Source organism: Streptomyces paromomycinus (genome assembly GCF_003865155.1).
Lineage (GTDB): Bacteria > Actinomycetota > Actinomycetes > Streptomycetales > Streptomycetaceae > Streptomyces > Streptomyces chrestomyceticus.
On sequence record NZ_BHZD01000001.1, the window covers coordinates 4019567 to 4035130 of the forward strand.

Genomic DNA, 15564 nt, shown 5'->3' on the forward strand with positions numbered 1-15564 from the left:
AGGCTTCCCCACGGCACTTGCCGGGCCGGTACCGTCGTGGAACGCGGCGACGAAATGATCGCCGCGACAACACGATCGTCGGCACGGACGCCGGCGCATCCACCGGCGCAGCCGGTGCACGGGGGTGGGGAAGCATGGGGCTGACCGCAAGCATGGGGCTGACCGCAAGCACGACCGCGACCACGACAGCGGCCCTCCACACCGCCCTGTCCTCCCCCTCCACCACCACAGCTCCTTCACCCTTCCGCTTTCTCTTCCTCGCCGCCGGGCCGCTCCTGCTCATCGCGGCGGTCGGTCTCCTGCTCCGGCGCCGCTCCCGGCTACGGGACCTCGCACAGCCGTTGGCGATACCGCGAGCGGTCTTCGCCGCCGCCCACCGTGCCGACGAGACCGGGATACGGGAGCGTGCCGCTGAGGAAGTCGCCCGCCTGGCCGGGCACGCGCGGCGCGACCGGGCCGCCCCGGCGGCCACGGAACGGGCCCGCGAGTCCTGCGCCACGGCCGATGCCCTCTTGCAGCAGGCGCGCGGAGTCCCCGACCTGGCAGGCGTGTTCGCCCTCGTCCATGAGGGCTGTTCAGCCCTCGACGGGTCGAAGGCACCGCTCCCCCTGTGCTTCTTCCACCCGCTGCACGGCCCGGCGACCCGGCGCATACCCTGGCGCCCGTCCGACGACGACGAGCGCTGCCAGGTAGGCGCCTGCGCGACCTGCGTACGGGCCCTCCGGGCTCGCCGGGAGCCGGACACGCTCACCGACCGGCAGGCCGGCCACCCCGTCCCGTACTTCGACGTACCGCCCGAGCACAGCCTGTGGTCAGCCACCGGCTACGGCTCCCTGCTGACCGGCACCTCCCTGACCACCTACGTCCGACGCGGCCTGGACCCGGCGCGATGAACCGCCCCCGACTCAGGCAACGCTGGGACGCACTGCCGGTATGGGCACGGTGGGTCGCCGCCACCTACGCGTTCGCCTTCGCCCAAGGGACCTGCGCCCACCTCATCGACCTGGCACGCGGCGGCGTCCACGCCTACGCGGCCTTCCCCCAAGTGCCGCTCCAGGTGTTCTTCATCAGCCTGGTGGTCCTCGACCCACTGACCGTCTTCCTGGTGATACGCCTGCACCGTGCGGGCCCCTGGCTGGCCTGCGGGGTGATGCTCGCCGATGCCACCGCGAACTGGATCGGCAACTGGCAGTGGGCAACCGCCGACCCGGCAAGCCTGCTCCGCCCGGTCGGGCTGCTCCCCATCACCCTCTTCACCCTGTACGTCCTCGTCACGTGCATACCGCTGCATCGCGCGTTCGATGTGCCGCGGAAGGCTGCCGGGAACCGGCGGGACGGGAGGGAAGGGGCCCTGGTGCGGTACCACTGACGCCGGGCTGCGTGCTCTTCCCGTTCAGGCCGTGGTGGGCGGGGCCGGGCTTGAGGGCAGGGCCGGGGTTGAGGGCAGGGCGGCGAGGGCGGCCTGTTCTTCCTCGGCGGTGTAGCCGAGGCCGAGTGGGGGCTCGCCCCGGGCGCGGTCCCAAGCCAGGACGTCGGCTGCCGTCACCTCCAGTGGCGTCGCGGGCATGCCCGCCCGCCGGGCGCGCGCAGCGCTGCGCTGCTGGGTGGCCCAACTCTCCCGGACCAGTGGGAACATCCGGGGCGCGCCTTCGGGAGGCACCTGCACGATTTCGATCTCGGTTCCCGCCACTCGCGCGCAGGTCTCGATCAGCCCGCCGAGTGTCGTCGGCTCGGCCGGACCCACCGCGTGGAAGGCGCCGGGACGGTCGTCGGTGAGCAACTGCACCACCAGGCGGGCCAGGTCGCGTGAGTCGACGACCTGCACCGGCTGCGCGGGGTCGCCCGGCAGCGCCACCCGGCCGCCGCGCGCGGCGCGGCGTACCCAGTAGGTGAACGTGTCCATCGAGTCGTGCGGACCGGCCACCTTTCCCGGCCGCACGATCGTCGCCCGCGGGCCGTACCGGGCGGTCACATCGTCCTCGCAGGCCACTTTGAGCGGGCCGTACGTGGCTTCGCTCAGCTCCTCGGTGTCGCGGACGGGCGGGCGGCGCGGGGTGTCCTCGTCGCTGCCCGGGGCCACGCCCGCGCGTTCGTAGACGGCGTGGCTGGAGATGAACAGGTACCGGCCGACGCGGTCGCCCAGGGCGTCCATCGCTTGCCCCACGTGCCGGGGGACGTAACCGCTGACGTCCACGACCGCGTCCCAACTTCCGTCGCCCAGCGCGGTGTAGTCGCCGGTGTCGCGGTCGCCGACGAGCCGGGGCAGGCCGGGGAACAGGTCCGGGTTGGTGCGGCCCCGGCCGAACAGGGTCACCTCGGCACCGGTACGCAGGGCGTCCTCGACGATCGCGCGGCCCACGAAGGACGTTCCACCAAGCACAAGAAGGCGCATGGTCGTCGACACTACCGAGGCCACGGCGGCCCCGGCCCGGGCTATGGGGCGGGAGTGACGGCGGGGACGGAAGTGGGTGCGGGAGCCGGGACGGGTACGGGCACGGGAGCGGGTGTGGGTACGGGAGCGGGCGTGGGTGCGGGCACGGGAGCGGGTGTGGGGACGGGCACGGGAGCGGGTGTCGGTGCGGGTGGCGGCGGCGGGAGCGGGTGGCGGCGGGTGGCGGCGGCGGGTGCGGGTGCGGGTGGTGGCGGTGGTGGTCAGGACGGGAGGACGGATTCCAGGAAGGGGCCCAGTACGCCTCGCCACTCCTCTGGGGCTTCCCAGGGGAGCCAGTGCCCGGCGTCCGGGATCTCGGCGTAGACGCCGTGCGGGAGGACGCGGACCATCTCCTGGGCCTCGGCGCGGCCCAGTTCGCCGTCCAGGCCGCGGACCACGAGCGTGGGGCACCGCACCAGGGCGAGATCCTCCCAATGGGCGTCATGGACCCAGGTCTCGCGGGCGGTGAGCATCTGGTGGCGGGAGAAGACCGGGCGCCAGCCGTCCGCGCGTTCGGCCATGATCTCGGCGAAGAACTCGCCGCGGGCGGGCTTGGACCGTTCCAGGGTCGGGTCGTCCTCGCCGAACCACTTGCGTACGTCCGCGAGGGTGGCGAACGGTACCGGCCAGGAGCGGAACCAGTCCGCCCACTCCTGCTGCGAGGCCGCGCCCAGCGCAGAGGCCCGCATGTCGCAGACGACCAGCGCGCTCACGAGATCGGGCCGGCGGGCGGCCATCTGCCAGGCCGTCAGGGCGCCCATGGAGTGGCCGATCAGGACGGCGGGCGCCAGGCCGAGCTGCTCGACGGCGGCGATGCCGTCGGCGATGTACGTCTCGCGGTCGTACGGGCCGTCCTGGGGCTTCTCGCTGCGGCCGTGCCCACGCTGGTCCAGGCCGACGGCGCGGCAGCGGGAGCCGAGCCAGCGGGCGGTCTCGGCCCAGTGCGACGCGCGCCCCATGAGGCCGTGCAGGAGCAGCACACCAGGGCCGCGCTCCCCCTCCTCCCCGCCCCGGCCGGTCTTCGGCGGGTCGGTGAACTCCCAGGCGGCGAGCCGGACGCCGCCGGTCCCCGTCACGTCGATGCGCCGCACCATGGGCCCTGGCACCCCCATTCGGTCCTTGAGCAGCTCCACACTATCGAACCCCTATTCGAATAGGCTGTTTCTGCGCCCAATAACCCTCGTTCGGGTGACCACCCCCAAGGGTTGCCGGTCCTCGCCGAGGGGAGACACGTAGCGGGAGGCGGGCCCCACCGGGAAGGGGGCCCACGGGGAAAGACCCTGAGAGCTCGGGGCTCCGGGTCTTGGCGGGGGGACGTGGGGAGGCGGGGCCCCGGCTGCTCGCAGCGCCGGGGCCCTGGTCGTCGACGGGACCACGGCCACCACGGCGCCGACGGGCGGACCGCTGCCAGGTGTCCCACTGCCGGACGGACCGTTGCCAGGTGATCCGCCGCCAGGTGACCCACTGCCGGACGGACCGTTGCCCGGCGGACCACTGCCAGGCCGGCCGCCGCCGAGCCTGCCGCTGCCGGGCCGGACGCTGCCAGGCCGGCCGATCGGAACACACACCCCCGGCCGCCCCAGTCGGCGCTCGGAAGCGCCATCCCCACCCCCGCGACTTCCCGAAGTCGCCGCAGACGTCGGCCTTTTCGCGCACTTGACTATCGAGCACTCCGAAGCCGAGCACCCCGGGGCCGAGCACCCCGGGCCCGCACACCCCTCGGCCACGCACCCCGGGCCCGCACACCCCTCGGCCACGCACCCCGGGCCCGCACATCCCTCAGCCGAGCACCCCTCGGCCACGCACCCCGGGCCCGCGCACCCCGCAGCCGTACCCCCTTCGGCCGGACACTGCGAGATCGAACACCCCCGGATCGAGCACTCCCGGACCGGGCACTTCCAGATCGAGCACTCCCAGACCGGGCGCCCCCAAGCCGGGCACCCCCAGATCGGACGCTCCGAGAGCGAGCTGCTCTTCGTGGCCGGGCGCGCTGCCCGGGGCCGGTCCGGGGGTCGCGGCGGACTGCTCCTCACCCGAGCCCCCTCCCCGACCCGGGCCCGCGGCGGCAGGCGCGATCACGCCCTGCGCGTCGTCCAGCCGCCTCGCCCCGGGTCACCGGCGCCACACGTCATGAGCCCCCCGCCGTGACGTGCGCGCACGCCTGCCGGGGCCCGTACGGCATCACCGCGCGGCCCTCGGCATGCCTTCGCGCACACGCTCTGCGTCAGCGTGACACGCCACCGGCCGCTCCGCTCGCGTTCCGCCAACTCCGTCCGGCCGTAGAGCGGTTGAGCAGCGCTCCGGAGCGACCGTCGGGCCAGGTCAGGCGGACGGAGCAGGGCGGGCAGAGATCAGCGCTTGGCGACGAAAACGTGCGCGGCGATCTCGGATTCCAGCTCTGCCGCCTCGCCGCTGCTGCCGACCAGGACGCCCGTGGCGGACTCGGTCACGCTGACCACCGCGCCCGGCTGCACACCGGCCCGCCGCAGCGTGTACATGAGCTGGGCGTCGGCCTGGATGGGCTCGCCGATCCGGCGCACCACGACCGTCTTGCCGTCCGCGCCGGCCTCCAGGTCCATCAGGCTCACCATGCCGGCGTCCAGGAACGGGTCGGCCTCGGCCTTCTCGCCCAGCTCCTCCAGCCCCGGGATCGGGTTGCCGTACGGCGACTCCGTCGGATGCCGGAGCAGTTCCACGACGCGGCGCTCGACCGCCTCGCTCATCACGTGCTCCCAGCGGCACGCCTCGGCGTGCACCTGCTCCCACTCCAGCCCGATGACGTCGACGAGCAGACACTCGGCGAGCCGGTGCTTGCGCATGACGCGGGTCGCCAGCCGGCGGCCCTCCTCGGTCAGCTCCAGGTGGCGGTCGCCCGCGACCGTGAGCAGGCCGTCCCGCTCCATGCGCGCCACGGTCTGGCTGACCGTCGGGCCGCTCTGTTCGAGCCGCTCCGCGATCCGGGCGCGCATCGGGACCACACCTTCCTCTTCCAGCTCAAGGATGGTGCGGAGATACATCTCCGTGGTGTCGATCAGTCCGGACATGCGTGCCCCTTGATGTGTCGTGCGGTGGCCCTGAACTCAATTCTGACGCATCCCACTGACAACGGATCCGCGTCCGCTCCGGCCGGGCCCTCCCGAGACCCCGGTACGGCGGCGCCCGCCCTGCGGCGGGACGGCAACCGGGCGACGCCCCGGCGACCGGAAGGTGTCCGTCCGGTCGCGAGCGGTGGTGCACACCGTATTGACAGGGCACTGGTCCAGACCGCAACGTGATCCGCGCCACGGCCGTCCCGCCAGGGTCGGCACGCGGCACCCCGGCCGGCTCGTACTGCCGGATGCGTCAGAACGTAGGACAAATGTACGAGGACCAACGTACAAGACCGATGAGTACCGACGAGAGGGGCCCCGCGGCGATGGGCGAGAGCAACCGGTTGGCCGGGCAGTACTTCGACGCCGCGATCGACCTGCTGCGCCGGGTGCGCGACGAGGAGGACGAGCGGATCGGCGCCGCCGGGACGCTCATCGCCGACACCGTCGAGGCCGGCGGCCGGGTCTTCGCCTTCGGCGCCGGGCACTCATCGCTTCCCGCGCAGGACACCGTCTACCGGGCCGGTGGCCTCGCCCTCATGAACCTGCTGGCCGTCCCGGGTGTCGTCGGCGTCGACGTACGGCCCGCGACGCTCGGCAGCGCGCTGGAGCGGGTGGACGGGCTGGCCGGGGCGGTCCTGGACACCAGCCCGCTGGAGGCCGGTGACGTGCTGATCGTCATCTCGCTCTCCGGCCGCAACTCGCTGCCGGTCGAGATGGCCATGAACGCGCGGGCGCTGGGCCTCAAGGTCATCGGGCTGACGTCGGTGGCGTACGCGCAGGAGACCAAGTCGCGGCACGTCTCCGGCACGTACCTGCGGGACCACTGCGACATCGTCCTGGACAGCAAGATCCCGGTGGGCGACGCGGAGTTGACGCTGCCGGGCATCGAGGCGCCGTTCGCCCCGGCCTCGACGGTCGTCACCAGCGCGGTCATGCAGGCCGTCGTCGCGACGGCCGCCGGCGTACTGGCCGACCGCGGCATCGACCCGCCGCTGCTGCGTTCCGGGAACGTGGACGGCGGCCACGACTGGAACGGCCGGGTGATGCGGGAGTACGCGGACCGGATCCACTACCTGCAGTAGCGGACGGGGCACGGGGACGGAGGACGGGGACGGGGTTCGGGAACGGAATCCGGGAACGGCATTCGGGAACGGCATCCGGGGCCGGGTCACGGGTCGCGTACGGCCGGGGCGCGGAGACGACGGTCTCCACCGGCCCCGCCCGCCCCCTCAGCCCCCTCAGCCCCCTCAGCCCCCTCAGCCCCCTCAGCCCCCTGCCGACCCTCCCGTCACCTCTCCCGCCAGGTCCAGCGCCGCGGCGATCCGGGAGGCGACGTCCTCCGCGTACGCCGCGTCCGCTCGGTCGAAGGGGCGCCGCGAAGGCCCGCGCAGGAACGTCACCACGCCCAGCGTCCGCCCCCGGCTGCGCAGCACCACGCACAGGCCGTGCACGGTGCCGTCCGGCCACTTGCGGGCCGCGGCCCAGCCCTCCGCGACGGCCGGGCCCGCGCCGGCCCGTACCGAGCCGCACCGTTCCAGCGCCTGCGCGGCCGGGTGGCCCGCCCCGTAGGCCACCGGAATCCCGGTCGGCGGGACCGCCTCGGAAGGGCCGGGCGCGCCGGCAGGTGAGGCGATGGCCCGTACCAGGGCGGGCGCGCTCTCCGGAGGGTGGCCGCTGCCGCCCCCCTCGCCGCTGCCGCCTCCCTCCCCGGCGCCGCCGTCCTCGCCGGTCCCGCGCCGCACCACATCGACCAGTCCGTGGTCGGCGAACCCCGCGAGGGCGAAGTCCAGGTGCACCGCCGCCGCCTCCGTCGGGTCCTCGCACTCGCCCGCGGCCCGGCCCGCCCGGTGCAGCTGCTGGGCGCGGAAGCGCAGCAGGGCGCTCTCCTGTTCCGTGCGCTTGGCGTCCGTGACGTCCTGGAAGAGCCAGCCCACGCCGAGCGGTACGGGTTCCTCCGCCAGCGGCGAGGCCAGCCGTACGAAGCCGCTGCGCCAGCACCGGCGGGTCTGTTCGGCCTCGTCGGACCGGAGCGTCACCCACAGTTCGGCGGCGGCCGGCGGAGTGCCTTCGGCGAGGACGTGCGTCAGGGCGCTCTCCAGCTCCTCCACGCCCTGGATCAGCAGATCGCCCAGCGGGCGCCCGAGCACGGCCGTACGGCCCATGCCCAGGGCCCGGGCGGCGTGCGCGTTGACGACCGCGGGCCGCAGGTCGGCGTCGACCAGCACCACGGCCCAGGAGGCGTCCACGAAGAGCGCCTCGCTCAGCGCGATGGAGCGTTCCAGGTCGATCTGGGTGTGCACCTCGCTGAACGCGCAGTACACGCCGGCCGCCCGGCCGTCGGGCCCGAGCACCGCGGAGGACTGGGTGCGGACCAGGACGCGGCGCCCGTCCTTGGTCAGCAGCGCGAACTCGTGGACCTGGCGGCCGGGCGCGCGGGTCGCCGCCAGCAGGCGGGCCTCCACCTCGTCGGCGTCCTCCTTGCGGACCGCCCAGCCCGCCAGCCCCTGGCGGCCGACCGCCTCGTCCGCCGTCCAGCCGAGGATGCGTTCCGCCTCGCGGTTCCAGTGCGTGACCGAGCCGTCCGCCCCGAAGGCGCACAGCGCGGCGTCCATCCCGTCCAGCAGGGCGGCGAGCAGGCCGGAGTCGTCACTGTCCGGCTGCGGGTCCTGGTCCGCCTCGGGGCACCCGTCCGCGCACGCGTCGTCCGGCGGCGGGCCGCCCCGGCCGGCTTCCCGGCCCTGCCCGCCGGGCGGTACGGGCTCGAAGCGGCGCGACGAGGACGACGACGAAGACGATGACGATGACGATGACGAGGAGGACGAGGAGGAGGACGAAGACGAAGCAGCCACTGGCACCCCCTACGAACGCGGCCACACGTGCTGCACGCCGGATCATTCAACTGGAACGTGACGCGGACCACACCCCATTCGGGGAAATCCCTCAAATCCCGGCCGCCGAAATTCGGTTGTGCGGCCGCCGGACCGGTTCCTAGGGTGTGAGGCACACAAGAAGGGAGGTGGTTCGGCAGATGATTTCGCACCGGACGCGTGAGGTGGCTGCGGGCTAGCGGCCTGTCGTCGCACTCAGTGTGCAGCGCCGGACCAGCACAGGAACCAGCTGTGCAGCCGGCCAATCCCAAGCAGTCACCCGACCCGCGGGCTGCCGGTTCGTCCGACCGGCCCCTTCGCGCCCCAGGCGCGGGGGAAGCAGCCCGCGGGTCGTCTGCGTCTCGGGACACCGGGCCCGGACGCGTAGGCCGTCCCGGCGTTCCTCAGGGCGCGGGCACCGACGTACAGCCGTACCCGCCGCACCTTGGAGTGCCGACCGTGGCCCCCTCGGACGCCGGCCGGCGCCCTCTCCGAGCGCCGACCGTCGCCCCTCAAGACGCGAGCCGCCGGCCCCTCAGGGCGCCAACCGTACGACGGACCAGCCCTCCCCCGCGCCCTCGCGCTCGTACCGCAGCCGGTCGTGCAGGCGGTTCTCCCGGCCCTGCCAGAACTCGACGGTCTGCGCGACGACCCGGACGCCGCCCCAGTGCGGCGGCGCCGGTACCTGCTCGCCCTCGGGGTAGCGGGCCGCCAGGTCGTCGTAGGCGCGTTCCAGTTCGGCGCGGGAGGCGACCGGTGTGGACTGGTCGCTGGCCCAGGCGCCGAGCTGGGAGCCGTGCGGGCGGGTGCGGAAGTACGCGGCGGTCTCGTCGCGGCCGATGCGGGCGGCCGTGCCGGTGACGATGACCTGCCGGGCCAGCGGGTGCCAGGGGAAGAGCAGCGAGACGTACGGGTTCTGCGCCAGGTCGCGGCCCTTGCGGCTGCCGTAGTTGGTGAAGAAGACGAAGCCGTGCTCGTCGAACCGCTTGAGCAGCACGGTCCTTGAGCTGGGGCGGCCCGCGGCGTCGGCGGTCGAGACGACCATCGCGTTCGGCTCGTGCAGTCCGCTGGTGGCCGCCTCCTTGAACCAGCGCGCGAACTGGTCGTAGGGGCTGGGGGCGAGTTCTGCCTCGGTCAGTCCCTCGGCGCGGTACTGCGCCCGCATGGCGGAGGGATCGAGCGGGTCCGGGGTGGGCGTGTCGGCGGGGTGCACGGCCACATCTTGCAGCATGCGGGCCTGTTGGGGCAGCCGGGTGGCAGGGAAGTCTGCCCTTGGCCGCCGCGCCGTAACCCTTCCTTAAGCGAATCGTCCGGTGTGCCGGATCTCACCCTTCCCGGCACGTACCGGACCGGCCAAAATCGTGCCGCGCGCCACTGTGGCGCACGGGCGGTGCGGGATATCGTGTCCGCCCTGAAGTGATCGAAGTGACGTGCTCCGGGCGGGAGGCCACGGGTGCCGGTCGGGTGACCAACGCCCGCGCGGGGCATGACGGGAGTGACCGGTACGGACCGCGAGCCGCAGCGGCGGCCGCGTAACCGGACCGGCGCCCGGACCCGTCGTCCGACGCCCGGAGCGGCCCACGGAACCGGTGATCCCACCGGAGCCGTCCGCCGGCCGGCCACCGCGGCGGACTTCCGGACGGCGTCCACCGCACCGCCGGCCCGCACCGCCCGAAACGCCCGACCCGACCAGCCTGACCTGACAGTTCTCGCACGCACGGCATCTTGGTCATGAGCCGCATGTCGTCCACATCTTGAGGAGCCGCCTGATGTCCGACTTCGTACCCGGACTCGAAGGAGTCGTCGCGTTCGAGACGGAGATCGCCGAACCGGACAAGGAAGGCGGCGCGCTGCGCTACCGGGGCGTGGACATCGAGGACCTGGTCGGCAAGGTCTCCTTCGGGAACGTGTGGGGGCTGCTGGTCGACGGGTCGTTCAACCCGGGGCTGCCGCCGGCCGAACCGTTCCCGATCCCCGTCCACTCGGGTGACATCCGGGTGGACGTGCAGTCCGCGCTGGCCATGCTCGCGCCGGTGTGGGGCCTGAAACCGCTGCTGGACACCGACGTGGAGACCGCCCGCGACGAGCTGGCGCGGGCGGCGGTCATGGCGCTGTCGTACGTCGCGCAGTCGGCGCGCGGGCAGGGCCTGCCGATGGTGCCGCAGAAGGAGATCGACAAGGCCGGCACGATCGTCGAGCGCTTCATGAAGCGCTGGCGCGGCGAGCCGGACCCCAAGCACGTCGCGGCGGTCGACGCCTACTGGACGTCGGCGGCCGAGCACGGCATGAACGCGTCCACCTTCACGGCCCGCGTCATCGCCTCGACCGGCGCCGACGTGGCGGCCGCCCTGTCGGGCGCGGTCGGCGCGATGTCCGGGCCGCTGCACGGCGGGGCCCCGTCCCGGGTCCTCGGCATGATCGAGGAGATCGAGCGGACCGGGGACGCGACGGCGTACGTGAAGCAGGCGCTGGACCGCGGCGAGCGGCTGATGGGCTTCGGCCACCGGGTGTACCGCGCCGAGGACCCGCGGGCCCGGGTGCTGCGGCGCACCGCCCGTGAGCTGGGCGCGCCGCGCTTCGAGGTGGCGGAGGCGCTGGAGAAGGCCGCTCTGGAGGAGCTGCACAACCGGCGTCCGGACCGGGTCCTGGCGACGAACGTGGAGTTCTGGGCGGCGATCGTGCTGGACTTCGCGGAGGTCCCGGCGCACATGTTCACGTCGATGTTCACCTGTGCCCGTACGGCGGGCTGGAGCGCGCACATCCTGGAGCAGAAGCGCACGGGCCGCCTGGTCCGGCCGTCGGCCAAGTACGTCGGCCCCGGCCCGCGCGGGCCGGAGTCGGTGGAGGGCTACACGCTGCCCGCGTGACGGGCCGGGCGCTCCTGGCGCCGTACGGCGTCCTCGGTGACCGGCGTGAAGAGATTGACCAGGTTGCCGTCGGGGTCCCGGAGGAGCAGCGACCGGTTGCCCCACGGCATGGTCGTCGGCTCCTGGACGAAGGTACGGCCGAGGGACGCCAGCCGCCGGTGTTCCGCGTCGACGTCGCCGACGCGGAACTCGGTGATCACCGTGTGGTTGGCGGCGGCCCGCGCGGTGCCTTCGCCGAACAGGGCCACCGTGCGGCTGCCGGCGATCGCCAGCGTGCCCACGGGCGTCACGAGTTCGGCGAATTCCGGGGTCGCCCAGGCGGCCGGAACGCCGGTGACCTGCTCGTAGAACGCGACGAGGCGGGCGACGTCGTCGGTGATCACGCGGAGGGAGACGAAGTTCATGGGACGGCTTTCTGGCTGAGGGAGCTGAGGGAGCTGAGAGAGAGGGCCCGGAGCGACGGGCGTCGCCGGGCATCGCCCACGCTAGGAGCAATACCGGACAGGTTCCGCCCGGTATGGGCGCCAGACTCTCTGGTGTGACCACTTCGACCACCGCCCGGGTGCTCGCCCTGCTGGAGATCCTCCAGGGCGGCGGCACCCGGACCGTCCCCGAGCTCGCCGCCCGCCTCGGCGTCGACGAGCGCACTGTCCGCCGCTACGTCGCCCACCTGCTGGATCTCGACATCCCCGTCGACGCGGTGCGCGGCCGCTACGGCGGCTACCGCCTCGCCCCCGGCTACCGCATGCCCCCGCTGATGCTCACCGACGAGGAGGCCCTGGCCGTACTGCTCGGCCTGCTCTCGGGGCAGCGCGGCGGGCCGGGGACCGTCTCAGGGGCCTCCACGGCGGCCGGCGAGAGCGCTGCGGCGAAGGTGCGGCGGGTGCTGCCCGTGGCCCTGCGGCGGCGGCTGGAAGCGCTGCTGGAGACGGCCGACTTCACCGACCGGCCGCGTCCCGCCACGCCTCCGCAGGCGGCGGTGCTGCTCGAACTCGCCGAGGCCGTACGCGGGCGGCGGCCGGTGGCGTTCGCCTACACCGACCGCAAGGGCGACGACAGTGCCCGTACCGTCCTGCCGTACGGGCTCGTGGCGCACTCCGGGCGGTGGTACCTGACCGGACCCGGCCGGGACGGTGGGGAGATGCGGATCTTCCGGCTGGACCGGATTGCCTCGGTCCGCCTGCTGTCCGGTTCGTTCGAGGTCCCGGACGGTTTCGACCCGGCGGCGACCGTCCTCGACCATTTGTCCCGTACTCCGTGGGCCCATGACGTGTCGTTGCGCGTCCGGGGCAGCGTCGAGTACCTGCGCGACCGGCTCCCGGTCGGGATCGCCGCGCTGTCCGAGGACGGAACCGGTTGGGTGCGCGTCCGTATCCGGGCCGAGCGGCTGGACTGGCTCCCGCCCGTACTGGCCGCGCTGGACCGCCCGTTCGTCATCGAACGCCCCGCGGAGCTGCGGGATCTCGTACGAGCGCTGGCCCGCCGCCTCGACGCGTACGCGGCCGCCGCCGAGGAGCCCTCCTAGGCGGCAGACCGGCGGCTTGCAGGCGATCGGCGGACGGCTCCCGGCGCCGGCCGGTGCACAATCAATCGATCAGACGGTCGATTGATCGAGTCATCGGACAGCGGGCGACGGCGGGCCGGACGCCGAGGTGGTCCGTACGATCGTGCGGCGCGAGGTGGTGATGAGCTCGGACGACCCGTCCAAGGTCCGCACCGAACCGGGCACGCTGTCCCTCGTCTCGTACGCGCTCGACATGACCAACGGCGGCTGCGCCGCCCCGACCGGCTACTTCGCGCCGCCCTTCGGCACGGCCGGCGAGCAGCGCGCAGACCGGACCCACCAGCTCGATCCGTACGACCGCAGCAAGCCGATCGACCGGAGCAACGGCACGACGGCCGCGGGCACCGACTGCGCGACCGCCACCCGCTCCTAGTGACCTGAGACGTTGATTGAAAGCACGGCGCTCTGATCAGCAGTTACGAGGTGGGGGCCGAGTGGCGTTCAAGCAGGTCTCCGGCGAGCTGACTGATGCGTTCGCGGGCCATCTCTGGGGCGAGCACCTCGATATGGTCACCGAATTGGAGGAGCTGGCGCACTGACTCGATGTCGGGATAGCGCACGACGACGGTGCAACAACCATCTTCTGGGTCGGAAACTTCGTGGATGCGGTTGCCGAGTATGCGCCGCGCCAGGTCGATGCCAGTTTCTGGCAGGCGGATGGTCACGCTCACGCGGCCTTGCGCCTCGGTGCGTGCCTTCAACGCGGCCCACCTGGTGTGAAGGGTCTCACCAGGTCGAAGAACAGCCGGCGCGTTGAGCTGTTCGTAGGCCGAGAGTCGTTCCAGAGCGAACAGCCGACCGTCCCCCTGGTCGTCGGCGATGAGATACCAGCGGCCTGACTTCGTCACGATCCCGTACGGGTCGACCACTCGCGTCGAGGCCCGACTCTCGGCGCTGCGCCGGTACCGGATGCGCAGCCGGCGGCGGTGCCGCAGTGCCGTAGCCAGATCCGCTACGCCGATCGCCGCCTCTGAGCCAGCGAACCACGAGGTGCTTTCCACCAGCACCAGGTCCGCCAATCGCAGCAAGTTCGGTGGCTCAGGTGATCCAGCCTGGCGGGCAGCGATCTTGCGCGCGGCCGATTCCCACACCCCAGACAGGCCCATGCCCTCAAGCTGCGCGCTGTCCAAGCCAGCCACGGAGAGCGCCTCCAGCTCTGGTGGGTCCAGGTGGGAGGCGTTGAGCCGCGCACCGGGGAGCAAGATGATCCCGCCGTTCCGCCCCCGTTCTGCATAAACAGGCACACCCGCAGTTGAGAGTGCCTCCACATCCCGCAGCACAGTCCGCCGGGACACCTCCAGCCGCTTGGCGAGCTCGCTGGTGGTGATGCGCTGACGGGTCTGCAGGAGCAGCAGTAGGTGCAAGAGCCGCGAAGCCTTCATGCGCGCCAATGTTCGCAGAAAAGGTGACAGGTTCTGTCGCGATTAGACGATCCGCTGGAGCAGTACCAAGAAGTCAACTAGTTGAGGAGCGCTCCATGGCCGCACCGAACCTGTTCCTGATCGGCGTTCGCGACGCCCAGGCCGCTACCGCCTTCTACAGCGACCTGTTCGAGCTCGAACCGACCTTCACCAGTCCCCACTACGTGGCCTTCGAGGTTGCCCCCGGCGTCCTGTTCGCGCTGTGGACGGGATACAGCGAGCACGCTGTCCCGAGCACGCCTCGCACGAGCGAAGTCGGACTGATGATGCCGGGACCCTCGTCCGCAGTTGACGAGGTCTTCACGAGTTGGGTCTCGAAGGGGGTCCATGTCGTCGAGGAGCCGCACGACGCTGTCTTCGGCCGCACGTTCGTGATCACTGACCCCGATGGAAACCTCATCCGGGTCTCCCCGGTCGACTGAGCTGTACGTCCCTCTCCACGCCTCAAGTTGTCGAAGGGCCGGCCACGATGGCCGGCCCTTCAGCCTGTCCAGGAGCGCAAAAATGTCCCATCCGAACGCCGTCCTCACCCCGCGCCACCGTCTGAAAGTCGCTCGACTCGTCATCGACGACGGCTGGCCAATCAGCGAAGTCGCGGCCCGGTTCCAGGTCTCCTGGCCGACCGTAAAGCGCTGTGTCGACCGCTACCTTGCAGGCGAGTCCATGCAGGACCGAACCTCACGGCCGCGAAGGTCTCCAAACAGGACGCCCAAGGCCGTGACAAAGCGGTGCGTCAGCCTAGGCCAACGTCTACGAGAGGGACCGGTCCAGCTCGCCGCGAGACTCGGCATCGCCCCGTCGCCAGTGCACGGGATCCTGCGATCGGCCCGACTGAACCGCCTCGCCTACGTTGATCGCGCGACCGGCGAACCCATCCGACGCTACGAGCACGACCACCCGGGATCGCTGGTTCACGTGGACGTGAAAAAACTCGGCAACATCCCCGATGGCGGCGGCTGGCGCTACGTCGGTCGTCGTCAAGGCGAGAAGCACCGTGTCGCGACACCTGGCAAGTCCCGCACTGCCTACGGCAGCCCGAAGCTCGGTTATGCGTTCGTGCACACGGTCATCGACGACCACCCCCGCGTCGCCTTCACCGAGGTCCACGATGACGAAACTGCCGTGACCGCAGTCGGCGTACTGCATCGCTGGGCCTACGCCCGCTGCTACGCCTCCGAGGCCGAACGCCGAAGTGAGTTGGAAAGCTGGTTGCACTACTACAACCACCACAGACCCCATACGGCATGCAGGAGCCTGCCGCCGTTCTCACGATTGATCAACGTGCCCGGTCAGTACACCTAGGAGGTGCCCGATGGAGCAGG

The 15564-nt window shown here is 72.3% G+C and carries 15 protein-coding genes; 8 read left to right on the forward strand and 7 right to left on the reverse strand.

All coding sequences use genetic code 11. The annotated features are described in order from the left end of the window. Positions 1-134: 134 nt before the first annotated feature. Together OEIGOIKO_RS16555 and OEIGOIKO_RS16560 are read left to right on the forward strand one after the other, a co-directional pair. Positions 135-893 carry a hypothetical protein gene (locus tag OEIGOIKO_RS16555; RefSeq protein WP_125054717.1) on the forward strand — a complete coding sequence of 253 codons (759 nt, stop codon included), beginning with the start codon at positions 135-137 and terminating at the stop codon, positions 891-893. Continuing rightward, entirely contained in the window at positions 890-1369 is a 480-nt protein-coding gene (locus OEIGOIKO_RS16560) for a hypothetical protein (protein ID WP_174857173.1), read from the forward strand. The genes OEIGOIKO_RS16555 and OEIGOIKO_RS16560 overlap by 4 nt, the downstream gene beginning before the upstream one ends. 24 nt (positions 1370-1393) lie before the next feature. Here OEIGOIKO_RS16560 and OEIGOIKO_RS16565 read toward each other — a convergent pair whose 3' ends face one another. The 3 genes from OEIGOIKO_RS16565 to OEIGOIKO_RS16580 all read right to left on the reverse strand — a co-directional run bounded on the left by OEIGOIKO_RS16565 (position 1394) and on the right by OEIGOIKO_RS16580 (position 5475). Then, a complete protein-coding gene (locus OEIGOIKO_RS16565; RefSeq protein ID WP_125054718.1) occupies positions 1394-2392 on the reverse strand; it encodes an NAD-dependent epimerase/dehydratase family protein in 999 nt (332 codons plus the stop codon). A 260-nt stretch (positions 2393-2652) separates the two neighbouring features. Beyond that, positions 2653-3525 (reverse strand): alpha/beta fold hydrolase, encoded by an 873-nt coding sequence (locus OEIGOIKO_RS16575; protein WP_125054719.1) that lies wholly within the window; start codon positions 3523-3525, stop codon positions 2653-2655. A 1257-nt stretch (positions 3526-4782) separates the two neighbouring features. Next, positions 4783-5475, reverse strand: a complete 693-nt coding sequence (locus OEIGOIKO_RS16580) for a metal-dependent transcriptional regulator (RefSeq protein ID WP_031001736.1) — start codon at positions 5473-5475, stop codon at positions 4783-4785. A gap of 371 nt (positions 5476-5846) precedes the next feature. Here OEIGOIKO_RS16580 and OEIGOIKO_RS16585 point away from each other — a divergent pair, with 371 nt between their 5' ends. Further along, positions 5847-6605, forward strand: coding sequence for an SIS domain-containing protein (locus OEIGOIKO_RS16585; RefSeq protein ID WP_125058732.1), 759 nt, complete (start codon positions 5847-5849; stop codon positions 6603-6605). 183 nt (positions 6606-6788) lie between these two features. Here the strand turns inward: OEIGOIKO_RS16585 and OEIGOIKO_RS16590 are convergent, their stop codons facing one another. Both OEIGOIKO_RS16590 and pdxH read right to left on the reverse strand, forming a co-directional pair. Next, on the reverse strand, positions 6789-8159 hold the full coding sequence (locus tag OEIGOIKO_RS16590; protein WP_125058733.1) for a PAS domain-containing protein: 1371 nt from the start codon (positions 8157-8159) through the stop codon (positions 6789-6791). Positions 8160-8925: 766 nt separating this feature from the next. After that, the gene (pdxH, locus tag OEIGOIKO_RS16595) at positions 8926-9621 is read right to left on the reverse strand and encodes a pyridoxamine 5'-phosphate oxidase (protein WP_174857174.1); all 696 of its coding nucleotides are present in this window, start codon (positions 9619-9621) and stop codon (positions 8926-8928) included. A 538-nt stretch (positions 9622-10159) separates the two neighbouring features. Here pdxH and OEIGOIKO_RS16600 point away from each other — a divergent pair. Beyond that, entirely contained in the window at positions 10160-11257 is a 1098-nt protein-coding gene (locus OEIGOIKO_RS16600) for a citrate synthase 2 (RefSeq protein WP_031001732.1), read from the forward strand. Here OEIGOIKO_RS16600 and OEIGOIKO_RS16605 read toward each other — a convergent pair. Next, complete coding sequence (locus OEIGOIKO_RS16605; RefSeq protein ID WP_125054720.1) at positions 11239-11661, reverse strand: VOC family protein; 423 nt, start codon at positions 11659-11661, stop codon at positions 11239-11241. The two genes, OEIGOIKO_RS16600 and OEIGOIKO_RS16605, sit on opposite strands and share 19 nt — an antisense overlap. 134 nt (positions 11662-11795) lie before the next feature. On the opposite strand from OEIGOIKO_RS16605, the gene OEIGOIKO_RS16610 reads away from it, so the two are divergent. Next, on the forward strand, positions 11796-12782 hold the full coding sequence (locus OEIGOIKO_RS16610; RefSeq protein WP_246177372.1) for a helix-turn-helix transcriptional regulator: 987 nt from the start codon (positions 11796-11798) through the stop codon (positions 12780-12782). 127 nt (positions 12783-12909) lie between these two features. Continuing rightward, positions 12910-13194, forward strand: a complete 285-nt coding sequence (locus OEIGOIKO_RS16615) for a hypothetical protein (RefSeq protein ID WP_371858929.1) — start codon at positions 12910-12912, stop codon at positions 13192-13194. A 43-nt stretch (positions 13195-13237) separates the two neighbouring features. On the opposite strand, the gene OEIGOIKO_RS16620 is transcribed toward OEIGOIKO_RS16615, so the two are convergent. Further along, positions 13238-14203 (reverse strand): helix-turn-helix transcriptional regulator, encoded by a 966-nt coding sequence (locus OEIGOIKO_RS16620; RefSeq protein WP_125054722.1) that lies wholly within the window; start codon positions 14201-14203, stop codon positions 13238-13240. 95 nt (positions 14204-14298) lie between these two features. Here OEIGOIKO_RS16620 and OEIGOIKO_RS16625 point away from each other — a divergent pair, with 95 nt between their 5' ends. Both OEIGOIKO_RS16625 and OEIGOIKO_RS16630 read left to right on the forward strand, forming a co-directional pair. Further along, positions 14299-14664 (forward strand): VOC family protein, encoded by a 366-nt coding sequence (locus OEIGOIKO_RS16625; protein ID WP_085923087.1) that lies wholly within the window; start codon positions 14299-14301, stop codon positions 14662-14664. Between the two features lie 82 nt (positions 14665-14746). Further along, positions 14747-15544: a helix-turn-helix domain-containing protein gene (locus OEIGOIKO_RS16630; protein WP_125054723.1), complete on the forward strand. Its 798-nt coding sequence runs from the start codon at positions 14747-14749 to the stop codon at positions 15542-15544. Positions 15545-15564 lie beyond the last annotated feature (20 nt).